Origin of the sequence: Streptomyces sp. MJM8645, assembly GCF_001625365.1 — a bacterium.
Taxonomy (GTDB): domain Bacteria; phylum Actinomycetota; class Actinomycetes; order Streptomycetales; family Streptomycetaceae; genus Kitasatospora.
In genome coordinates, this window is the sequence record NZ_LJJF01000002.1 from 1,071,700 (window position 1) to 1,086,442 (window position 14,743).

The 14,743-nt window shown below is 72.0% G+C and carries 12 protein-coding genes and 1 tRNA gene; 8 read left to right on the forward strand and 5 right to left on the reverse strand.

Going from position 1 to position 14,743, the window contains the following annotated elements; genetic code table 11:
• Positions 1 to 38: 38 nt before the first annotated feature.
• Together A6F73_RS35120 and A6F73_RS35125 are read right to left on the reverse strand one after the other, a co-directional pair.
• A complete protein-coding gene (locus tag A6F73_RS35120) occupies positions 39 to 740 on the reverse strand; it encodes a response regulator transcription factor (RefSeq protein WP_063352377.1) in 702 nt (233 codons plus the stop codon).
• A complete protein-coding gene (locus tag A6F73_RS35125) occupies positions 737 to 1,981 on the reverse strand; it encodes a histidine kinase (protein ID WP_063352378.1) in 1,245 nt (414 codons plus the stop codon). The genes A6F73_RS35120 and A6F73_RS35125 overlap by 4 nt, the downstream gene beginning before the upstream one ends.
• A 302-nt stretch (positions 1,982 to 2,283) precedes the next feature.
• Here A6F73_RS35125 and A6F73_RS35130 point away from each other — a divergent pair, with 302 nt between their 5' ends.
• From A6F73_RS35130 to A6F73_RS35145, 4 genes are all read left to right on the forward strand, one after another.
• On the forward strand, positions 2,284 to 2,772 hold the full coding sequence (locus tag A6F73_RS35130) for an MMPL family transporter (protein WP_063352379.1): 489 nt from the start codon (positions 2,284 to 2,286) through the stop codon (positions 2,770 to 2,772).
• Positions 2,773 to 2,935: 163 nt separating this feature from the next.
• The gene (locus A6F73_RS35135; protein WP_159398705.1) at positions 2,936 to 4,354 is read left to right on the forward strand and encodes a hypothetical protein; all 1,419 of its coding nucleotides are present in this window, start codon (positions 2,936 to 2,938) and stop codon (positions 4,352 to 4,354) included.
• Positions 4,351 to 5,640, forward strand: a complete 1,290-nt coding sequence (locus A6F73_RS35140) for an ABC transporter substrate-binding protein (RefSeq protein WP_063352381.1) — start codon at positions 4,351 to 4,353, stop codon at positions 5,638 to 5,640. Before A6F73_RS35135 ends, A6F73_RS35140 begins: the two co-directional genes overlap by 4 nt.
• Before the next feature lie 107 nt (positions 5,641 to 5,747).
• A tRNA-Met gene (locus tag A6F73_RS35145) sits at positions 5,748 to 5,821 on the forward strand.
• An 81-nt stretch (positions 5,822 to 5,902) separates the two neighbouring features.
• On the opposite strand, the gene A6F73_RS35150 is transcribed toward A6F73_RS35145, so the two are convergent.
• On the reverse strand, positions 5,903 to 6,535 hold the full coding sequence (locus A6F73_RS35150) for a cyclodehydratase (RefSeq protein ID WP_159398706.1): 633 nt from the start codon (positions 6,533 to 6,535) through the stop codon (positions 5,903 to 5,905).
• Between the two features lie 229 nt (positions 6,536 to 6,764).
• Positions 6,765 to 7,688: a DUF4436 family protein gene (locus A6F73_RS35155; RefSeq protein ID WP_063352383.1), complete on the reverse strand. Its 924-nt coding sequence runs from the start codon at positions 7,686 to 7,688 to the stop codon at positions 6,765 to 6,767.
• 476 nt (positions 7,689 to 8,164) lie between these two features.
• Here A6F73_RS35155 and A6F73_RS35160 point away from each other — a divergent pair, with 476 nt between their 5' ends.
• Positions 8,165 to 9,886 (forward strand): hypothetical protein, encoded by a 1,722-nt coding sequence (locus tag A6F73_RS35160; RefSeq protein WP_159398707.1) that lies wholly within the window; start codon positions 8,165 to 8,167, stop codon positions 9,884 to 9,886.
• Positions 9,887 to 10,105: 219 nt separating this feature from the next.
• Entirely contained in the window at positions 10,106 to 11,302 is a 1,197-nt protein-coding gene (locus A6F73_RS35165; protein ID WP_063352385.1) for an agmatine deiminase family protein, read from the forward strand.
• A 282-nt stretch (positions 11,303 to 11,584) separates the two neighbouring features.
• Here A6F73_RS35165 and A6F73_RS35170 read toward each other — a convergent pair whose 3' ends face one another.
• Entirely contained in the window at positions 11,585 to 12,181 is a 597-nt protein-coding gene (locus A6F73_RS35170; RefSeq protein ID WP_063352386.1) for a TetR/AcrR family transcriptional regulator, read from the reverse strand.
• 246 nt (positions 12,182 to 12,427) lie between these two features.
• On the opposite strand from A6F73_RS35170, the gene A6F73_RS35175 reads away from it, so the two are divergent.
• Both A6F73_RS35175 and A6F73_RS35180 read left to right on the forward strand, forming a co-directional pair.
• A complete protein-coding gene (locus A6F73_RS35175; RefSeq protein WP_107453151.1) occupies positions 12,428 to 13,642 on the forward strand; it encodes an agmatine deiminase family protein in 1,215 nt (404 codons plus the stop codon).
• Between the two features lie 98 nt (positions 13,643 to 13,740).
• Positions 13,741 to 14,739 carry an agmatine deiminase family protein gene (locus A6F73_RS35180; RefSeq protein WP_244293819.1) on the forward strand — a complete coding sequence of 333 codons (999 nt, stop codon included), beginning with the start codon at positions 13,741 to 13,743 and terminating at the stop codon, positions 14,737 to 14,739.
• Positions 14,740 to 14,743 lie beyond the last annotated feature (4 nt).

The window sequence follows — 14,743 nt, forward strand, 5'->3', positions numbered from 1 at the left end:
GTCTGTGGAGTACCTACCGCTGCCGGAATCAGTCCGCCTCAGCCCGCCGGGTTCGCGGGGCGGGCCTCGACCAGGCCGGACTCGTAGGCCGCGATCACTGCCTGGGCGCGGTCGCGGACGCTCAGCTTGGCGAAGATGCTGGTGATGTAGTTCTTGACCGTGGAGACGCTGATGCCCATCGCCGACGCGATCTCGGCGTTGTCCAGGCCGGTGGCCAGCAGGTACCACACCTCGATCTCGCGGGGCGTCAGTTCACCCAGGCTGGAGGCCGGCAACGGCACCGGTGCCGGCGGCAGGCGGGGCGCGGTGACGTACGTGGAGATCAGCCGGGTGAGCAGGCGCGGCGCCACCGCCGCCTCCCCGGTGTGCACGGTGCGCACGGCCGCCGAGAGCTCCTCCGGGGAGACGTCCTTGGGCAGGAACCCGGAGGCGCCGGCGCGCAGGGCGGCGACCACGTACTCGTCCATGTCGAAGGTGCTCAGCGCCAGGACCCGGCAGGCCGGTAGTTCCCGCGTGAGCCGCTCGGTGGCCTGGACGCCGTCGAGAACCGGCATCCGGATGTCCATCACCACGACGTGGGGCCGATGCCGGTGCGCGAGGTCGACCGCCTGCTGGCCGTTGTCCGCCTCGGCCACCACCTCGAACGCCGGGTGGGGTGCCAGGATCAGGGCCAGGCCCCGCCGTACCAGCGGCTGGTCGTCGGCGATCAGCACCCTGATCCGCTCCGGGGTTCCCGTCATCCGAGCCGTTCCTCTCCGTCGGCCGGCGCCACCGGCAGGCTGGCCATCACCCGGAAGCCACCACCGTCCACGGCGCCGGCCACCATGCTGCCGCCCTGCAGCGCGACGCGTTCGCGCATGCCGATCAGACCGTACCCGGTGCGGCCCGCCCTCGGTCCGGCCGCACCGCCCGCTCCCGCCAGGGCGCCCACCAGGGTGTCGGCCGGCGCGGCGGTGCCGTTGTCGGACACCTCGACGGTGATCCGGTCCGGGTGGTACGTCAGCCGGACCCGCGCCCGGGCCCGGCCGGCGTGCTTGCGGGTGTTGGTGAGGGACTCCTGGACGATCCGGAACACCGCCAGGCCGGTGCTCGGCGGCAGCGGGCGCTCCTCCCCCAGGACGGCGAACTCGGTGGGAAGGCCGGCCCTGCGGGACTCCTCGACGAGCCGTCCGAGGTGCCCGACTCCGGGCTGCGGCTCGGACGGCGACTCGTCCGGCTCGTCGCCGGCCCGCAGCACGTCGAGCAGTTGACGCATCTCGCGCAGCGCCATCCGCCCGGAGCCCTCCAGCGTGACCAGGGCGTCGCGCACCACCTCGGTGTCACCCCCGAGGTTCGCTCTGGCACCGCCGGCCATCAGCTGCATGGTGGTGATGTGGTGGGCGACGATGTCGTGCAACTCCCGTGCGATGCGGCGCCGTTCCTGCGCCACCGCACGGTCGGCCAGCAGCCTGCGCCTGACCTCCACCTCGTGCTGCCAGCGCTTCAGCGCCTCGGCCGCGGCGATGACCAGCGCCGCGGCGAGCACGTTGGCCGCCACTCCCGAGAGCGGAGGCGGCAGCGGATGCCCCCGGCCCAGCAGCGGTACGGCGGCCGCCGCGAGGGCGGCCGGTACCGCCACCACGAGGCCGCGCGAGCGGGCGACCGCGAACAGCGCGATGCAGAGCGTGCAGTTGAAGTGTTGCGGCACCGGCCCGCTCAGGTTCAGGGCCAGGCCGAGGACCAGCACACCCGTCAGTGACGCCAGCGGGTAGCGGCGCCTGGTGAGCAGCGGCATGGCCGCCAGTACGAGCAGGACCAGCGCGGTCAGGGCGGTCGGCTGGCTTCCGTCCGGGCTGCCGATCGAGTAGCCGAGGAGGTCCAGGGCGGCCGACCCGACGGCCACCAGCGCGTCACTGGCCGTCCAGGGCAGGCCATCGGCTCTCGGCGGCGGCTGCGGCGGCTGCAGCTGCGGCAGCGGCAGGGGCCGGTGGTGCGTCGACATGCTGGTGATGGTCCTTTCCGTGGCCGGCCGTGTGCCGTCGTCCGTGAGCCGTGAGCCGTATGCCGTTCCTGCGGAGGCCCTCGGGGGGGCGTCCGAGGTCCATTCTCCCTGCGGCCCCCGGCCCCGAACCGGCACCCGGGACCGATCCCGGACCAGGCCCCTGGTCCTGGTCCTGACCCGGTGGCGAGCCCAGGTCCTGACGGCGTTCTCCTCCCGCGCTCGGACGAGAACGCCCGGTACGCCGTGATGCTCTGGAGACGTGCCGGAAATCCCCGGCGACAGCACCACAGCCGGAGGACATCGTGAGCCGCGCCCTGACCGGATTCTCCACCAGGAATCCGTGGAAGGTGATCGCCGTATGGGCGGTCCTGGGAATGCTCCTGACCGTCCTGAGCCAGACATTGATCTACCGGGTGACCCAGACGCAGACGGCCGACTTCCTGCCGAAGAGCTACGAATCGGCCGCCGCCATGAAGATCGCCCAGGACCGCTTCGGGACGAAGCCCGACGCCAACCCGGTGACCGTCCTGGTCGCGCGGACCGACGGCCGGGCGCTGACCGCCGCGGACCGGCAGCAGATCGGCGACGGGGCGAAGCGGCTGAGCCGCCTCAAGGTCACCATGCCCACACCCAAGGACGCCGCGCCCCTTCAGCGGGACTACTCGCAGATCCCCCAGGTCGACCCGGCCATGACCGCGCCCGACGGGACCGTCGAGCTGCTCTCCGCCAACCTCACCGGAAACCCCGCCGACCCGGGCCTGGAGAACACCTACCGGGGCCGCGTGGGGTGACCGTCCAGCTGACGGTGCGTCAGAGTGCGCCACCCGGGCCGCCGGAGTCGAAACTGATACTCCGTCATATTCCGCTTCCCGGTGGCCACCCCGTAGTCGCGCGGCTAGGGTGGGCGACGATCCGTCGGGCTCCTGACGGGCCGAGCCGGGGGGCGGGATGCGGATGGCGGCCATTGCCGGCGTGGGGTCACGGTCGCACCGCTTCGGCCGCAGGCCCGCCGCGCCACCCACCACTCCGGGCCGGCTGCGCCGGGTTGTGGTCGCGCTGGTCCTGTGCACGGCGGCGCTGTGGGGGACGTTGGAAGCGGCGCTCGCCGGCGCGCACACGGCGGTGTCCGCCGCCGAAGCCCACGCCGACCCGGCCCTTGTCGACATCGCGCAGCTGTCCTACCTGCTCGCCGACGCGGACCGGGTCGCGGCCGGGAGCTTCGCCTCGGGGACGGTGCGCCTGAGCGGGCCGGGGCAGCGTTACCAGGACGATCTGAAGTCGGCCCACCAGGCGTTGGCCCGGGCCGCCGAGCACGACGCGACCGGGCCGGCCGGGAGCGGGCGACTGCAGGCCGTCGAGGGACTGCTCGTCGAGTACACCAGCCTGGTCGAACAGGCGCATGCCACCGAGAGCCAGGGTGCCCTCGGCGCCGCCTACTTGAGCTACGCCTCAAGCCTGATGCACAAACCCGGTGACGGAGTCCTCGCCCAGGTCCAGCAACTGCGGGCCGCCGAGCAGCAGGAACTGGGCCGGCAACAGCAGAGCGGATGGCTCGCCCCGGTCGTGCTGCTCGGCGTGCTCGCCCCCGCGGTGCTCGCCCTGGTCCTGCTGGTCGGTACGCAGCGCTTTCTGAGCCGCCACTTCAACCGGCGGCTCAACCCGTACCTGCTCACCGCGTCCGTCCTGCTGCTCACGCTGGCCGGCTGGACGGTGGTGGCGACCCTGCACACCGACCGGGCCTTCGGCACCGCCACCGACGAGGTGCTGCCCCGGCTGACCGCCACCTGGCAGGCTCGCGCGCTCGCCGCCGAAGCGGCAGGCGGCGATGCGCTGGCGGTGGTCCGGACCGTCCCCGGACAGGACCTTTCCGACGACTTCGCCACCTACACCGGCCCACTGGCGGACCGTCCGGTCACGCCGGGAGCGGTCGCGGCGGCCGAGAACCAGCAGCCCGCGTTCCACGGCATCCTCGCCGACCTGTTCGATGCCGACCTCCGCCCCGACTCCTCCCCAGCGAAACGGGACGCCGCCTTGCACACCCTCCAGGACTTCCAGCAGTTCACCGCGGCCGATGCCGAGCTGCGCCGGCAGGCCGCCACGCGCGGCCCCGCCACGGCAGCCGCGGCCGACCCCACCATGGTGGCCACGGCTGTCGGCCCCGGCGCCGCCCAACTGGGCGGCGCCGGCGCGGCGTTCGACGCCGACCTGGCCCGCCTCACGGAGCTGGACCGGCAACGGCTGGCCGATGCCGAATCGGCGGCCCGCTCCGACCTGGGCCTGGGCCGCGCGCTCCCGGTGCTGTGCGCCGCCATCGCGGTGCTCTGCCTGGGCGGCCTCTGGCCACGGATCGACGAGTACCGGGCCGCGCGATGAGCGGGGCAGACCGCTGGGCCCGGGCCTGTCTCGCCCTGCTGCTGGTCGCCCTCTTCGGCCCCACGGCCTGCAGCAGCGGCGGGTCGGGACCTGTGGTCCATGTGCTCGGCACCTGGACCGGCAGCGAGCGGGACTCGTTCCTGGCCATGGTCGCGCCGTTCGAGCAGCGGACCGGGATCAGGGTGGACTACCAGGGCTCCCGGGACTCCGACACCGTGCTGGCCGACCGGGTCGACAACGGGACGCCGCCCGATCTCGCCGTCCTCTCCAGCCCCGGAAAGCTGGTGCAGTACGCCCGGGCCGGCCGGTTGGCCCCGCTCGACGGTGCGCTCGACCTGCCGGGCATGGCCGCGCAGTACGGAGCGAGCTGGGTGCGGTTGGGCGCCGTGGACGGCAAGCAGTACGCCGTGTTCGTCAAGGCCTCGGTGAAGAGCCTCATCTGGTACTCCCCCAAGGCCCTTGCCGCGCACGGCTGGACGCCACCCGGCAGCTGGGACCAGCTGAACACCCTGGACCGGCAGATCGCCGGGGCGGGTGTCCCCCCGTGGTGTGTCGGGCTGGAGTCCAGCTCCGCCTCCGGCTGGCCGGGCACCGACTGGCTGGAGGACATCGTCCTCGCCCAGTCCGGGCCGGACGTCTACGACCAGTGGGCGAGCGGCGCGCTCGCCTGGAACTCTCCTGCGATCAAGCGGGCCTGGCAGACCTGGGGAGACGTGGTCGCCGCCAAGGGCCTGGTCCGCGGTGACTTCCGCGGCATGCTGCTCACCGACTTCGCCGGCTCGGGCAACTCGCTGTTCGGCCGGCAGCCGGGCTGCTACTTCGAGCACGCGGCGTCCTTCATCACGGACTACTACCAGCAGGGCGACCCGCAGCTCAAGGCCGGCGAGGACTACGACTTCGCCCGGTTCCCGACCATCGACGAAGGGTTCAAGGGCACCGAGGAGGTGGCGGGCGACCTGCTCGGCATGTTCCACGCCACCCCGGCCGCCCAGCAGCTCGTCGCCTACCTCACGACGCCCGAGGCGCAGCAGATCTGGGTGGCCCGCGGCGGTGCGCTGAGCCCCAACCGCCAGGTGCCCACCACCGTCTACCCGGACGCCCTGTCCCGTCGCCTGGGCCAACTGCTGGTCGACGCCCGGGCGGTACGGTTCGACGCCTCCGACCTGATGCCGGACGCGATGCAGAGCGCGTTCTACCGAGCCGTGCTCGCCTACGCCAACGACCCTTCGCAGCTGGACACCCTGCTCACGGACGTGGACCGGGTCCGGGCCACCGTCTACGCCTGACTTTCGGTTGGGGACGGCAACCCGCATCTCGGCCGGCCGCGCGCACCCGGCCGCCGGGTAACCGATTAGGTGATCGCCGGCCGGTGCCGTACAGTCGGTACTACCGACGCGGGGTGGAGCAGCTCGGTAGCTCGCTGGGCTCATAACCCAGAGGTCGCAGGTTCAAATCCTGTCCCCGCTACTTCTGCCACTGGGGCCGACGCACACTGTGCGTCGGCCCCAGTGCTGTTCTCCCTCGGTCGCCTTCGGTGCGGGCCCCCGGTCAGCTCACCGTCGTGGTGCTGAGCGCCTGCGCGGTGGCGGGGTAGCAGGCGGTGGGCACGTCGACGGTGAAGAACGAGACGGGCACGGTCGCCGTGAAGGTCAGCCCCGGGTCCGCGTAGCTCGTACCGGCCACCGAGGTGCTGATGACGCTGCCGGAGGCCCCGGCGGCCAGGTTCAGGGTCAGCGCGGGGAGCGTGAAGGTGCCGCCGCCGCCGACCGACCCGTTCACGGTGAGCACGACGTTGCCGTTGTTCACCGCGACGCTCGCGCTGCCCGAGTAGCCGGACCCGCCGGTCAGCGACTCGCCGGTCAGCGTGGCGTTCGCGGGGACCGGCACGGTGAGCACGATGTTGCTGATCGACTGGATGCTGTAACCGCCCACCGTGGTGGGCACGGTGAGCGCGTCGGGGGCCAGGGTGACGGTGAACTGGCTGCCGGCCGCGACGGTGGCGGGCGCGGCGGCGTTGACACCGGCGTTGAGGTTGAAGGTCTGTGCCGACCCGATCGGCGGAGTCGCCTGGCAGGCCAGGACGACCGGGGTGTCCGCGGCCGCGGCGGTCGGCGCGAACAGCCCGACCGCGGCCACGCCGCCGGCGAGCACGACCGAGGCACGTCGCAGAGCAGAGGTCATTCCCATGAGGGTTCTCCCGCGAAGCCTGAGGTGGGGGGTGAGGGTGGGGCGCACGAGCGTCGGGGCGTGGGGTACCTGAGCCGCCCGGCCACCCGGCGGCCCGGCACAGGCCGGGCGAATTCAGCATGGGCGCGTCAGGGACCCCCAACAATCCTGCTGCGCAAGGTAGTTGCAGCACTTTCCGGCCATTCTCCGGCCGCACCCGCCCACGGGGTGCCGCCGCCGGGCCTCACGGCTGGTCGGCGGCGGCCTCGCGTTCGCGGCGCTGCCGGTGCTCGGTGCGGATGCCGCACCAGGCGGTGCAGGCCAGGCTGGCGGCGATGATTCCTTCAGCCCAGAAGAACGCGAGGTAGTCGATCAGCGATCCGATCGGCGGTGAGCCGGGGGCGGCGTTGCGCATGCCGATCAGGGCGAACAGGCTGGCCGCCATCCAGCCCAGGGAGGGCCAGACCAGGCCCTCGCGCTTGCGGTAGAGCACCTCGGCGGCGCCGAGGACGGCCAGGGCGATGGCCCACATCGCCGCGATCATGAACCAGGCGAGGATGAAGGTGCTGCGGGAGCGGGTGATCTTCGCGTCCAGGGCCACGGCGCCGGTGGCCCCGGCCGTGGCCTGCGGGCGCACGACGAAGAACGGGTCGGTGTCGGTGAGGACCAGGCCGACCGGGACGGGGGTGGCGCCGCTGGTGGCCGTGAAGCCGGCCTCCATGCGGTAGCGGTCGAAGGGGTAGTCGGTGATGGTGCCGTCGTACATCCCGACGTGGACGAGCTGGGGCGCCGCGCTCTCGCCCTCGGCTGCCCGGATGGTCGTCCTGGGTGTGCCGGTGACGGTGATCTCGACGGGTCGACTGAAGGCCTGGCCGTCGGCGCCGGCGGCGAGCCTGCCGTGCGGTACGGGCGTGATGTAGAGCGTCAGTTGCTGGGCCGCCGGGTCCACGTCCTGGGCGGTGACGTCGAGTTCGATCCAGTCCTGGGCCGAGGGGATCGCCAGTTCGCGGGTCTGCTCCCGGGTGTTGCGCTCGTTGAGGTACAGCCCGATCCCGCTCCCGCACAGGGCGACGACCATCGCCAGGACGACGGCGAACCGCCAGCGGTGGCGAGGAGCGCGGCGCGCAACCGGGCTGGTCGCGCTGGTGTCATCGGTGGTGACCTGCACGGTCGTCCTTCCTGAAGCTGTGGAGTCGGGGCGGCGGCCGACGCGTGCGCGGCGGAGGCCCTGGCGGCCCGCCTCCGTGGGGGGGTGGACGGGCCGCCAGGGGGCACGGGGCCCGCGCTGCGGCGGGCTGGTCCTGGGACCGGGGGTGCCCCCGCATCTTTTACTAGACTGAAAATTCAGTCAAATCCAGAGAGAGCGGTGAGCTGCGGCGCACACGGCGTCGAGGCCGGGCACCGCACCACCGGACAGGCCCTGGTGAGGCCGTGGTGAAGGGGCACTACGGGTGCGAGCAGAGGGCGCGCGGGAGGCCGATGGGACTCCACGATTCCGTTTCGGCCAGTGCAGGTCCGGTTCGCGCCGGTCCCGTCGAATCGGGGTTCCAGGGGTGCCGTCCGGCGGGACAGTGCTGTGCTACCGGGGCTGCGCCCGTGGAGGCGAGAGCCCGCACAGCAGACAACAGGGGGTCTTCAGCAGTGGTGGCTTCTCTGAACTACGACATCCTCACCGACCCGGCGCCGCTCCAGGTGCCGGTGGCGGGCGAGGAGTCCGAGGGGGCGATCTACATCGTCGTCTCCAACCCGACCATGGACGAGGTGATCTGGTACTCCATCGAGGTGCGGGTGCCCTGCGGCCAGCAGGAAGGTCATCTGACGGTCGACCCGAAGTCGATCAAGGCGCGGATCGCGCAGAACGACGCGACGAAGAAGACGGAGGAGCCGACCGCCGTCTGGGACGACACCGCCGGTGTCCTCACCGTGTCCGCCCGGCCCGGCGCGCTGTTCAGGGAGGCCGGGTCCCTGGTCCTGGCGCTGGAGGGCTTCCCGGTCTCCAGCAAACCGGGGCCGGTCCTGCTCCAGGTGACGGAGCGGGCGGCGAACGGCGCCAGGGTGCAGCGCAACCCCGTGACCCTGAGCCTGCTGAAGCAACTGCCCAAGGTGCCGCGCAACTTCCGCCCGAAGGCGTCCCTGGTGGCCGCAGGCAAGGACGTCGTCCTGCAGTGGGAGGGGCCCGACACCCTCACGTACCAGATCCAGGGGCCGGACGGCCCGCCGGTTCCCGTCCAGCCGAGGAAGGGGACGACCACGTGGGAGTGGTCTCCGCTGCCGGGCGCGGAGCCGAAGCGGGACGCCACGTACACCCTGACGGCCACGTCCCGGGGCCAGCAGTTGCCGGGGTACTTCCTCACCACCACCGTCCACCTGCGCAGCCCCGAGTTCGAGGCCGTGACCGCGACGGCCGGGGTGCGCACCCCGTGGGTCGGGGGCACCACGGAGAGGGGGCGGGTCACCTTCACCCCGCAGGGCGCGCAGGTCCGCGACGCATCCGACGCGCCCGGCTCCCTCTCGGCCAGCGCTGTCTCGGCCAGCGCTGTCTCGGCCGACAGCGTCTCGGCCAGCACCGTCTCCGCCGGCACCGTCTCGGCCACCAGGGCGGACGTGGATGTCGTGACCGCCGCGTCGGTGCGGGGCCGCGGCGGCGACGCCGGGTGGATCGAGTTCCCGTCCGACGGGATCAGGGTCGGCCACGGCGGGGGAAGCGACCTGGGGACCGTCACGGCGGACAAGCTCAGGGTGAGCGGGATCAACACCACCTGGGTGGGCGACCGCGACGCCGCCAAGGGCTGGATCGAGTTCTCGCAGTCCGGGGTGAACATCCGCAAGGACGGAAGCCAGAACTGGGGATCCGTCGCGGCCGACAAGGCCGACCTGAACGGCATCAACACCAAGTGGGTGCAGGGCCGCACGGCCGACGACGGGTGGATCGAGTTCCCACCCGCCGGGCTGAACGTGTACCAGGGCGCCGGAAACCACCAGTGGGGAACCGTCGCGGCCGGCAAGGCGGACCTCAACGACCTGCTGACCCACCGCGCCCAGGTCAGGGAACGTCTCACGCTCCAGGGCGGGCTGACCGTCGACAACGTGCTGGAGACGCAGGACGGCCCGCCCCGGCTGATCGTCCACGGCCGCCTCGACGCCGAGAGCGAGGTGCTCGCCGCCAGCACGGTCACCGTCGCCGGCGACCTCACCACCAAGGGCGTCCTGCGCGTCCTGGGGGATTCGCGGTTCGACGGCAAGGTGAACGCCAACGGGCACCTGTCGGTCCGCACCGGAGACGCCTGGATCGTGCACACGAACGACGGGCAGGTGGCGATCAACGGCGACCTGCGGGTCCACGGGGCATTCCGTTCCGACAGCTGACAGCTGACGGCTGACGGCTGACGGCTGACGGCTGACGGCTGACGGCTCATGATTCGACGGCCGCCCCGCCGGAGCACGGGTCCGGTGGGGCGGCCGTCGCAGGTCTCCGGCGCCCGTCATCAGCGGACGGGCCGATCCTCGCGCTTGACTGACTTTTCAGTCAATGAAAGTGTTGACGGCGAGCTCGCAGTCGGCGCTACCCCATGACCGGAGAATCCCGTGCCCCACCCTGATCTGTCCCGCCGCACCATCCTGCGCTCCCTCGGCGGCGCGGGCGTCCTCGCCCTCGGCCTGACCGCCTGTTCGGACCTCGACGAACCCGTCGAGGACGCCACGCAGGCCCCGCAGCCGTCCGGGGCGCCGCAGTCTTCCGGGGCGCCGCAGCCGTCTGGGGCCCCGGCGGCGCCCGGCGGACGCCGCTTCGGCGCCGAATGGGAGAAGCACGTCCGCACCGTGATGTCCTGGCCCGCCTCGGAGAACGTCTGGGGCGACCAGCTCCCCGATGTCCGGAAGGACATCGCCGGCCTGGCGCGGGCCATCGCCGCCCGCGAACCGGTCGTCCTGATGGCCCGCCCCGAGCAGAGGGACGCCGCGCAGAGCGCGTGCGGCTCCGCGGTCGAGGTCGTCCCCATCGCCGTCGACGACCTGTGGGCCCGCGACACCCTGCCGGTGTTCGTCGAGGAGGGCGGCAAGGTCAAGGGCGTCGACTTCAACTTCAACGGCTGGGGCAACAAGCAGCAGCACGCCAACGACGGCAAGATCGCCCGCACCGTCCTGGCAAAGTACGGCGTCGAACGCATCGAGACGAAGCTGGTCGCCGAGGGCGGCTCCTTCGAGACCGACGGCCAGGGCACCCTGCTGGTCACCGAGAGCTCCGTCGTCAACGGCAACCGCAACCCCGGCATGTCCCGCGACCAGGTCGAGGCCGAGCTCAAGAAGGCCCTCGGCGTCACCACCGTGATCTGGCTGGCCGGCGTCAAGGGCAAGGACATCACCGACGCCCACGTCGACTGCCTCACCCGCTTCGCCGCCCCCGGCGTCGTCCTGCTCGACCAGGCCTTCCCCGGTTCGCCCGCCGACGTCTGGTCCCGCTCCGCCGACCAGGCCCGCGGCGTCTTCAAGGACGCCGTCGACGCCCGCGGCAAGAAGCTCGACGTCATCGAACTCCAGCAGCCCGACCCCGACAAGATCACCGGCCGCGGCGACGCCTTCGTCTCCTCCTACATGAACTTCTACGTCGGCTCCAAGGGCGTCTACCTCCCGAAGTTCGGCGACGACCGCGCCGACGACCGCGCCCAGCAGATCCTCAAGCAGCACTTCCCCGACCGCGAGATCGTCCCCGTCAAGATCGACAACATCGCCGCCGGAGGTGGCGGCATCCACTGCGCCACCCACGACATCCCGGCCGTCGGGTGAACTCGCGGTTCGACTGACACCCGCCGGGGCGTGCGGCCTCCTCGAAGCTCTGCAGAAATCGAACAGTTCTGGCTTCGGGCAGCACGGGCCCCTGCCGAGAGTTCGGCAGGGGCCCACGGTGCAGAGACCTGTAGACGGCCGGGACCTGCCGTCGACGAGTGGCAGGCCGGCCGACATCGGCTACCGTCTGCCGCCGGTCCGACGGCCCGGCCTCACTTCAGGTGTCGGGTGAAGAACTGGGCCGCGGCGTCCCCGGCGAACTGCGGGCAGGTGGAAGGTCGGTCAGCAGCGGCACCGTACGACGGCCGGCAGCGCCTCCAGCTCGACCTCGATCGCCTCCCGGAGCAGGCGTCGTGCGTGCTCCAGCGGCATCGAGCCGGTCAGCCAGCGGGCGCTGAGGCCCTCGATCAGGACGGTGAGGCGTTCGGCGGAGGCCGTGTGGGCCGGCGCCGTGGCCTCGGGGCGGGCGCGGCCGAGCAGGTCCGCGACGTCGTGCACCCAGGCGTGGGTGGCCCGTGCCAGCTCCTCCCGGAGATCGGGCTCGAAGACCGCGCTGGCCCTCAACTCCCCCCAGGCCGTGCTGTTCTCGCGCACGTCCGGGGTGTCCTGGAGTTCCAGGAGCAGGACCTGTTCGAGATCGCGCCGGGGATCGTCCGAGTACCCCGCCGAGTCCCCCTCGGCGGTGTAGCGGTCCGCCCGGTCGCTGATGAACTCCAGGGTCTTGCGGAGCAGCCCGGCCCGGTCGGTGAAGTGGTAGTACAGCAGCGAGGTGGACACCCCCGCCTCGGCGGCCAGTTCGCCCACGCGCAGCCCGCGCACGCCACGCCGCGCGATGACGCGGGTGGCGGCGATGAGTATCTCTGTTCGACGATCCGACACAAGCGATCACCCTACCCGGCCGGGGCCTCTCGTGGAGGAATTCCTGATCAAAGTTTCAGGGCCCAATGACCCTGCGGCCAGGCGGGCGACCTCGGATCGGGGCTCACGACAGGTTCACGGCAGGCTCAGGCCAGGCCGGTGTGGCAAGGAAAACCGCGATACCGTACGTATCGGGTATTGACTGAATTTTTAGTTGCAGCCAAGATGTGCGTCACCCCACACCTCCCCGCCCCCAAGGGAGTCCTCTTGGACACGCCCGTTCCCACCCGCCGCAGCCTGCTCAGATTCGGCGCTGCCGCCCTGCCCGCAGCGGCCCTCGGCGCCGCGTTCGCCACCGGCCTCGGCACCTCGGTCGCCGCGGCCGCAGACACAGCCACGGCCCCAGACACAGCCGCAGCCGCCGCCACGACGCCGTCCGGCACCACGCTGCGGATGCCCGCGGAGACCGACCGGCACACCCGCACCTTCATGGCCTGGCCCGCCCTGTCCTCGGTCTGGCGCAGCCAGCTGTCGGGCGTCCGCCGGGACATCGCGAACGTCGCGTACGAGCTCTCGCGCTACGAGCCGGTCGCGGTGCTGGCCCGCCCCGGGCAGGCCGCCGACGCCCGGTACTACTGCGGCTCCGGCGCGTACTACGGCATCGAGGTCCTGGAGATCCCGAACGACGACCTGTGGATCCGGGACTTCGGCCCGACCTTCGTCGTCGCACCCGGCGCCATCGCCGGGGTCGACACCAACTTCAACGGCTGGGGCAAGCGCGGCACCTCCTACTACCAGCCGTACGCCAACGACGCCGCGGCCGCGGGCACGCTCCTGTCCCAGTACGGGATCGCCCGCGTCCAGGCCCCGTTCGTGGGCGAGGGCGGCTCGCTGGAGACCGACGGGCAGGGCACCCTGCTGGCCACCGAGAGCTCGCTGGTGAACCCCAACCGCAACCCGGGCATGACCCGGGACCAGGTCGAGCAGGCGCTGAAGTCGACGCTCGGCCTGGACAAGGTCATCTGGGTCCCGGGCCTGGCCGGCCAGGACATCACCGACTGCCACATCGACTGCCTGGCCCGCTTCATCTCCCCCGGCCAGGTCATGCTGGACCAGCCCGGCCCGGGCACCGACCCCCGGTGGGTCGCGGTCTACCAGCAGACCAGGCAGGCCCTGCAGAGCGCCACCGACGCCCAGGGCCGCCGCCTGACCATCACGGAGCTGCCCGGCCCCGACCGCAACTCCATCCGGGGAACGGGCAAGGACTTCCTGTCCAGCTACACCAACTACTACACGGCCAACGGCGCCGTCCTCGTCCCGCAGTTCGGCGACGGCTACGCGGACGGGGTCGCCTACGCGATCCTCCAGGCCAAGTACCCCGACCGCACCGTCGTCCAGCTCAACATCGACAACATCGCGAGCGGCGGCGGCGGCATCCACTGCTCCACCCAGTCGCAGCCCGCCGTACCGCCCGCCGGCTGAACGCGGCTGAGCGCGGCCGAGCCCCCCGCCGACCACCTCGGTCGGCCACTCTCGACCCCATCCTGACTGAAAATTAGAACAAGAGAGAAGGATCCGTCATGACGTTCCAGATGCCGGCCGAGTGGACCCCCCACGACGGGTGCCTGATGGCCTGGCCGACCAGGTCGGACCTCTGGGGGGAGACCTTCGAGGAGGCCAAGCGGGAGTACGCCCAGGTCGCCCGGGCGATCGCCGAGTTCGAGCCGGTCACGATGGTCGCGCTGCCGGACCGGGGCGCCGAGGCGCAGGAGCTGTGCGGGGAGGGCGTCGAGGTCGTGGAACTCCCCATCGACGACTCGTGGTTCCGCGACTCCGGGCCGATCTTCGTACTCGGCGAGGACGGCCGGCGGGCCGGTGTGGACTTCCGCTTCAACGCCTGGGGCGGCAAGCACCACCCGTACGACACCGACGACCTGATCGCCGGGCGGCTGCTGGAGCGCCTGGGCGTCGAGCGCATCGACTCCCGGATGATCCTCGAAGGCGGGGCGATCACGGTCGACGGCGAGGGCACGCTGATCACCACCGAGCAGTGCCTGCTGAACCCGAACCGCAACCCGGGGATGAGCAAGGAGGAGATCGAGGCCGAGCTGATCGCGAAGCTCGGCGTCAGCACGATCATCTGGCTGCCGTACGGCGGGCTGCTGGACACCGAGACCGACGGCCACGTGGACGGCGTCTGCGCGTTCGTCGCCCCCGGCAAGGTGATCGTCCAGCTGCCCGCCGACCCCGAGCACCCCGACTACGAGCGCATGCGCGCCAACCACGCCGTCCTGGCGGCCGCCACCGACGCCCGGGGCCGCAGGCTGGAGATCCTCGAAGTCCCGCAGAGCGCCTTCGTCGAGGTCAACGGCACCGACGTCGAGGTCGGCTACCTCAACTTCTACATCGCCAACGGCGGCGTCGTCGTCCCGGTCGCCGACGTCCCGGAGGACGAGGGGGCCCTCGCCGCCATCGCGGCCGCCCTGCCCGGCCGCAAGGTCGTCGGGGTCCGCTCCCGGGTGATCGCCTACGGCGGCGGCGGTGTCCACTGCATCACCCAGCAGGTGCCCACCGCCTGAGCCG

What these genes read in the sequence shown, in the direction of transcription:
- A6F73_RS35120 (WP_063352377.1), bottom strand. Translation starts at nt 740, where the DNA reads ATGACGGGAACCCCGGAGCGGATCAGGGTGCTGATCGCCGACGACCAG.
- A6F73_RS35125 (WP_063352378.1), bottom strand. Translation starts at nt 1,981, where the DNA reads ATGTCGACGCACCACCGGCCCCTGCCGCTGCCGCAGCTGCAGCCGCCG.
- A6F73_RS35135 (WP_159398705.1), top strand. Translation starts at nt 2,936, where the DNA reads ATGGCGGCCATTGCCGGCGTGGGGTCACGGTCGCACCGCTTCGGCCGC.
- A6F73_RS35140 (WP_063352381.1), top strand. Translation starts at nt 4,351, where the DNA reads ATGAGCGGGGCAGACCGCTGGGCCCGGGCCTGTCTCGCCCTGCTGCTG.
- A6F73_RS35150 (WP_159398706.1), bottom strand. Translation starts at nt 6,535, where the DNA reads ATGACCTCTGCTCTGCGACGTGCCTCGGTCGTGCTCGCCGGCGGCGTG.
- A6F73_RS35180 (WP_244293819.1), top strand. Translation starts at nt 13,741, where the DNA reads ATGACGTTCCAGATGCCGGCCGAGTGGACCCCCCACGACGGGTGCCTG.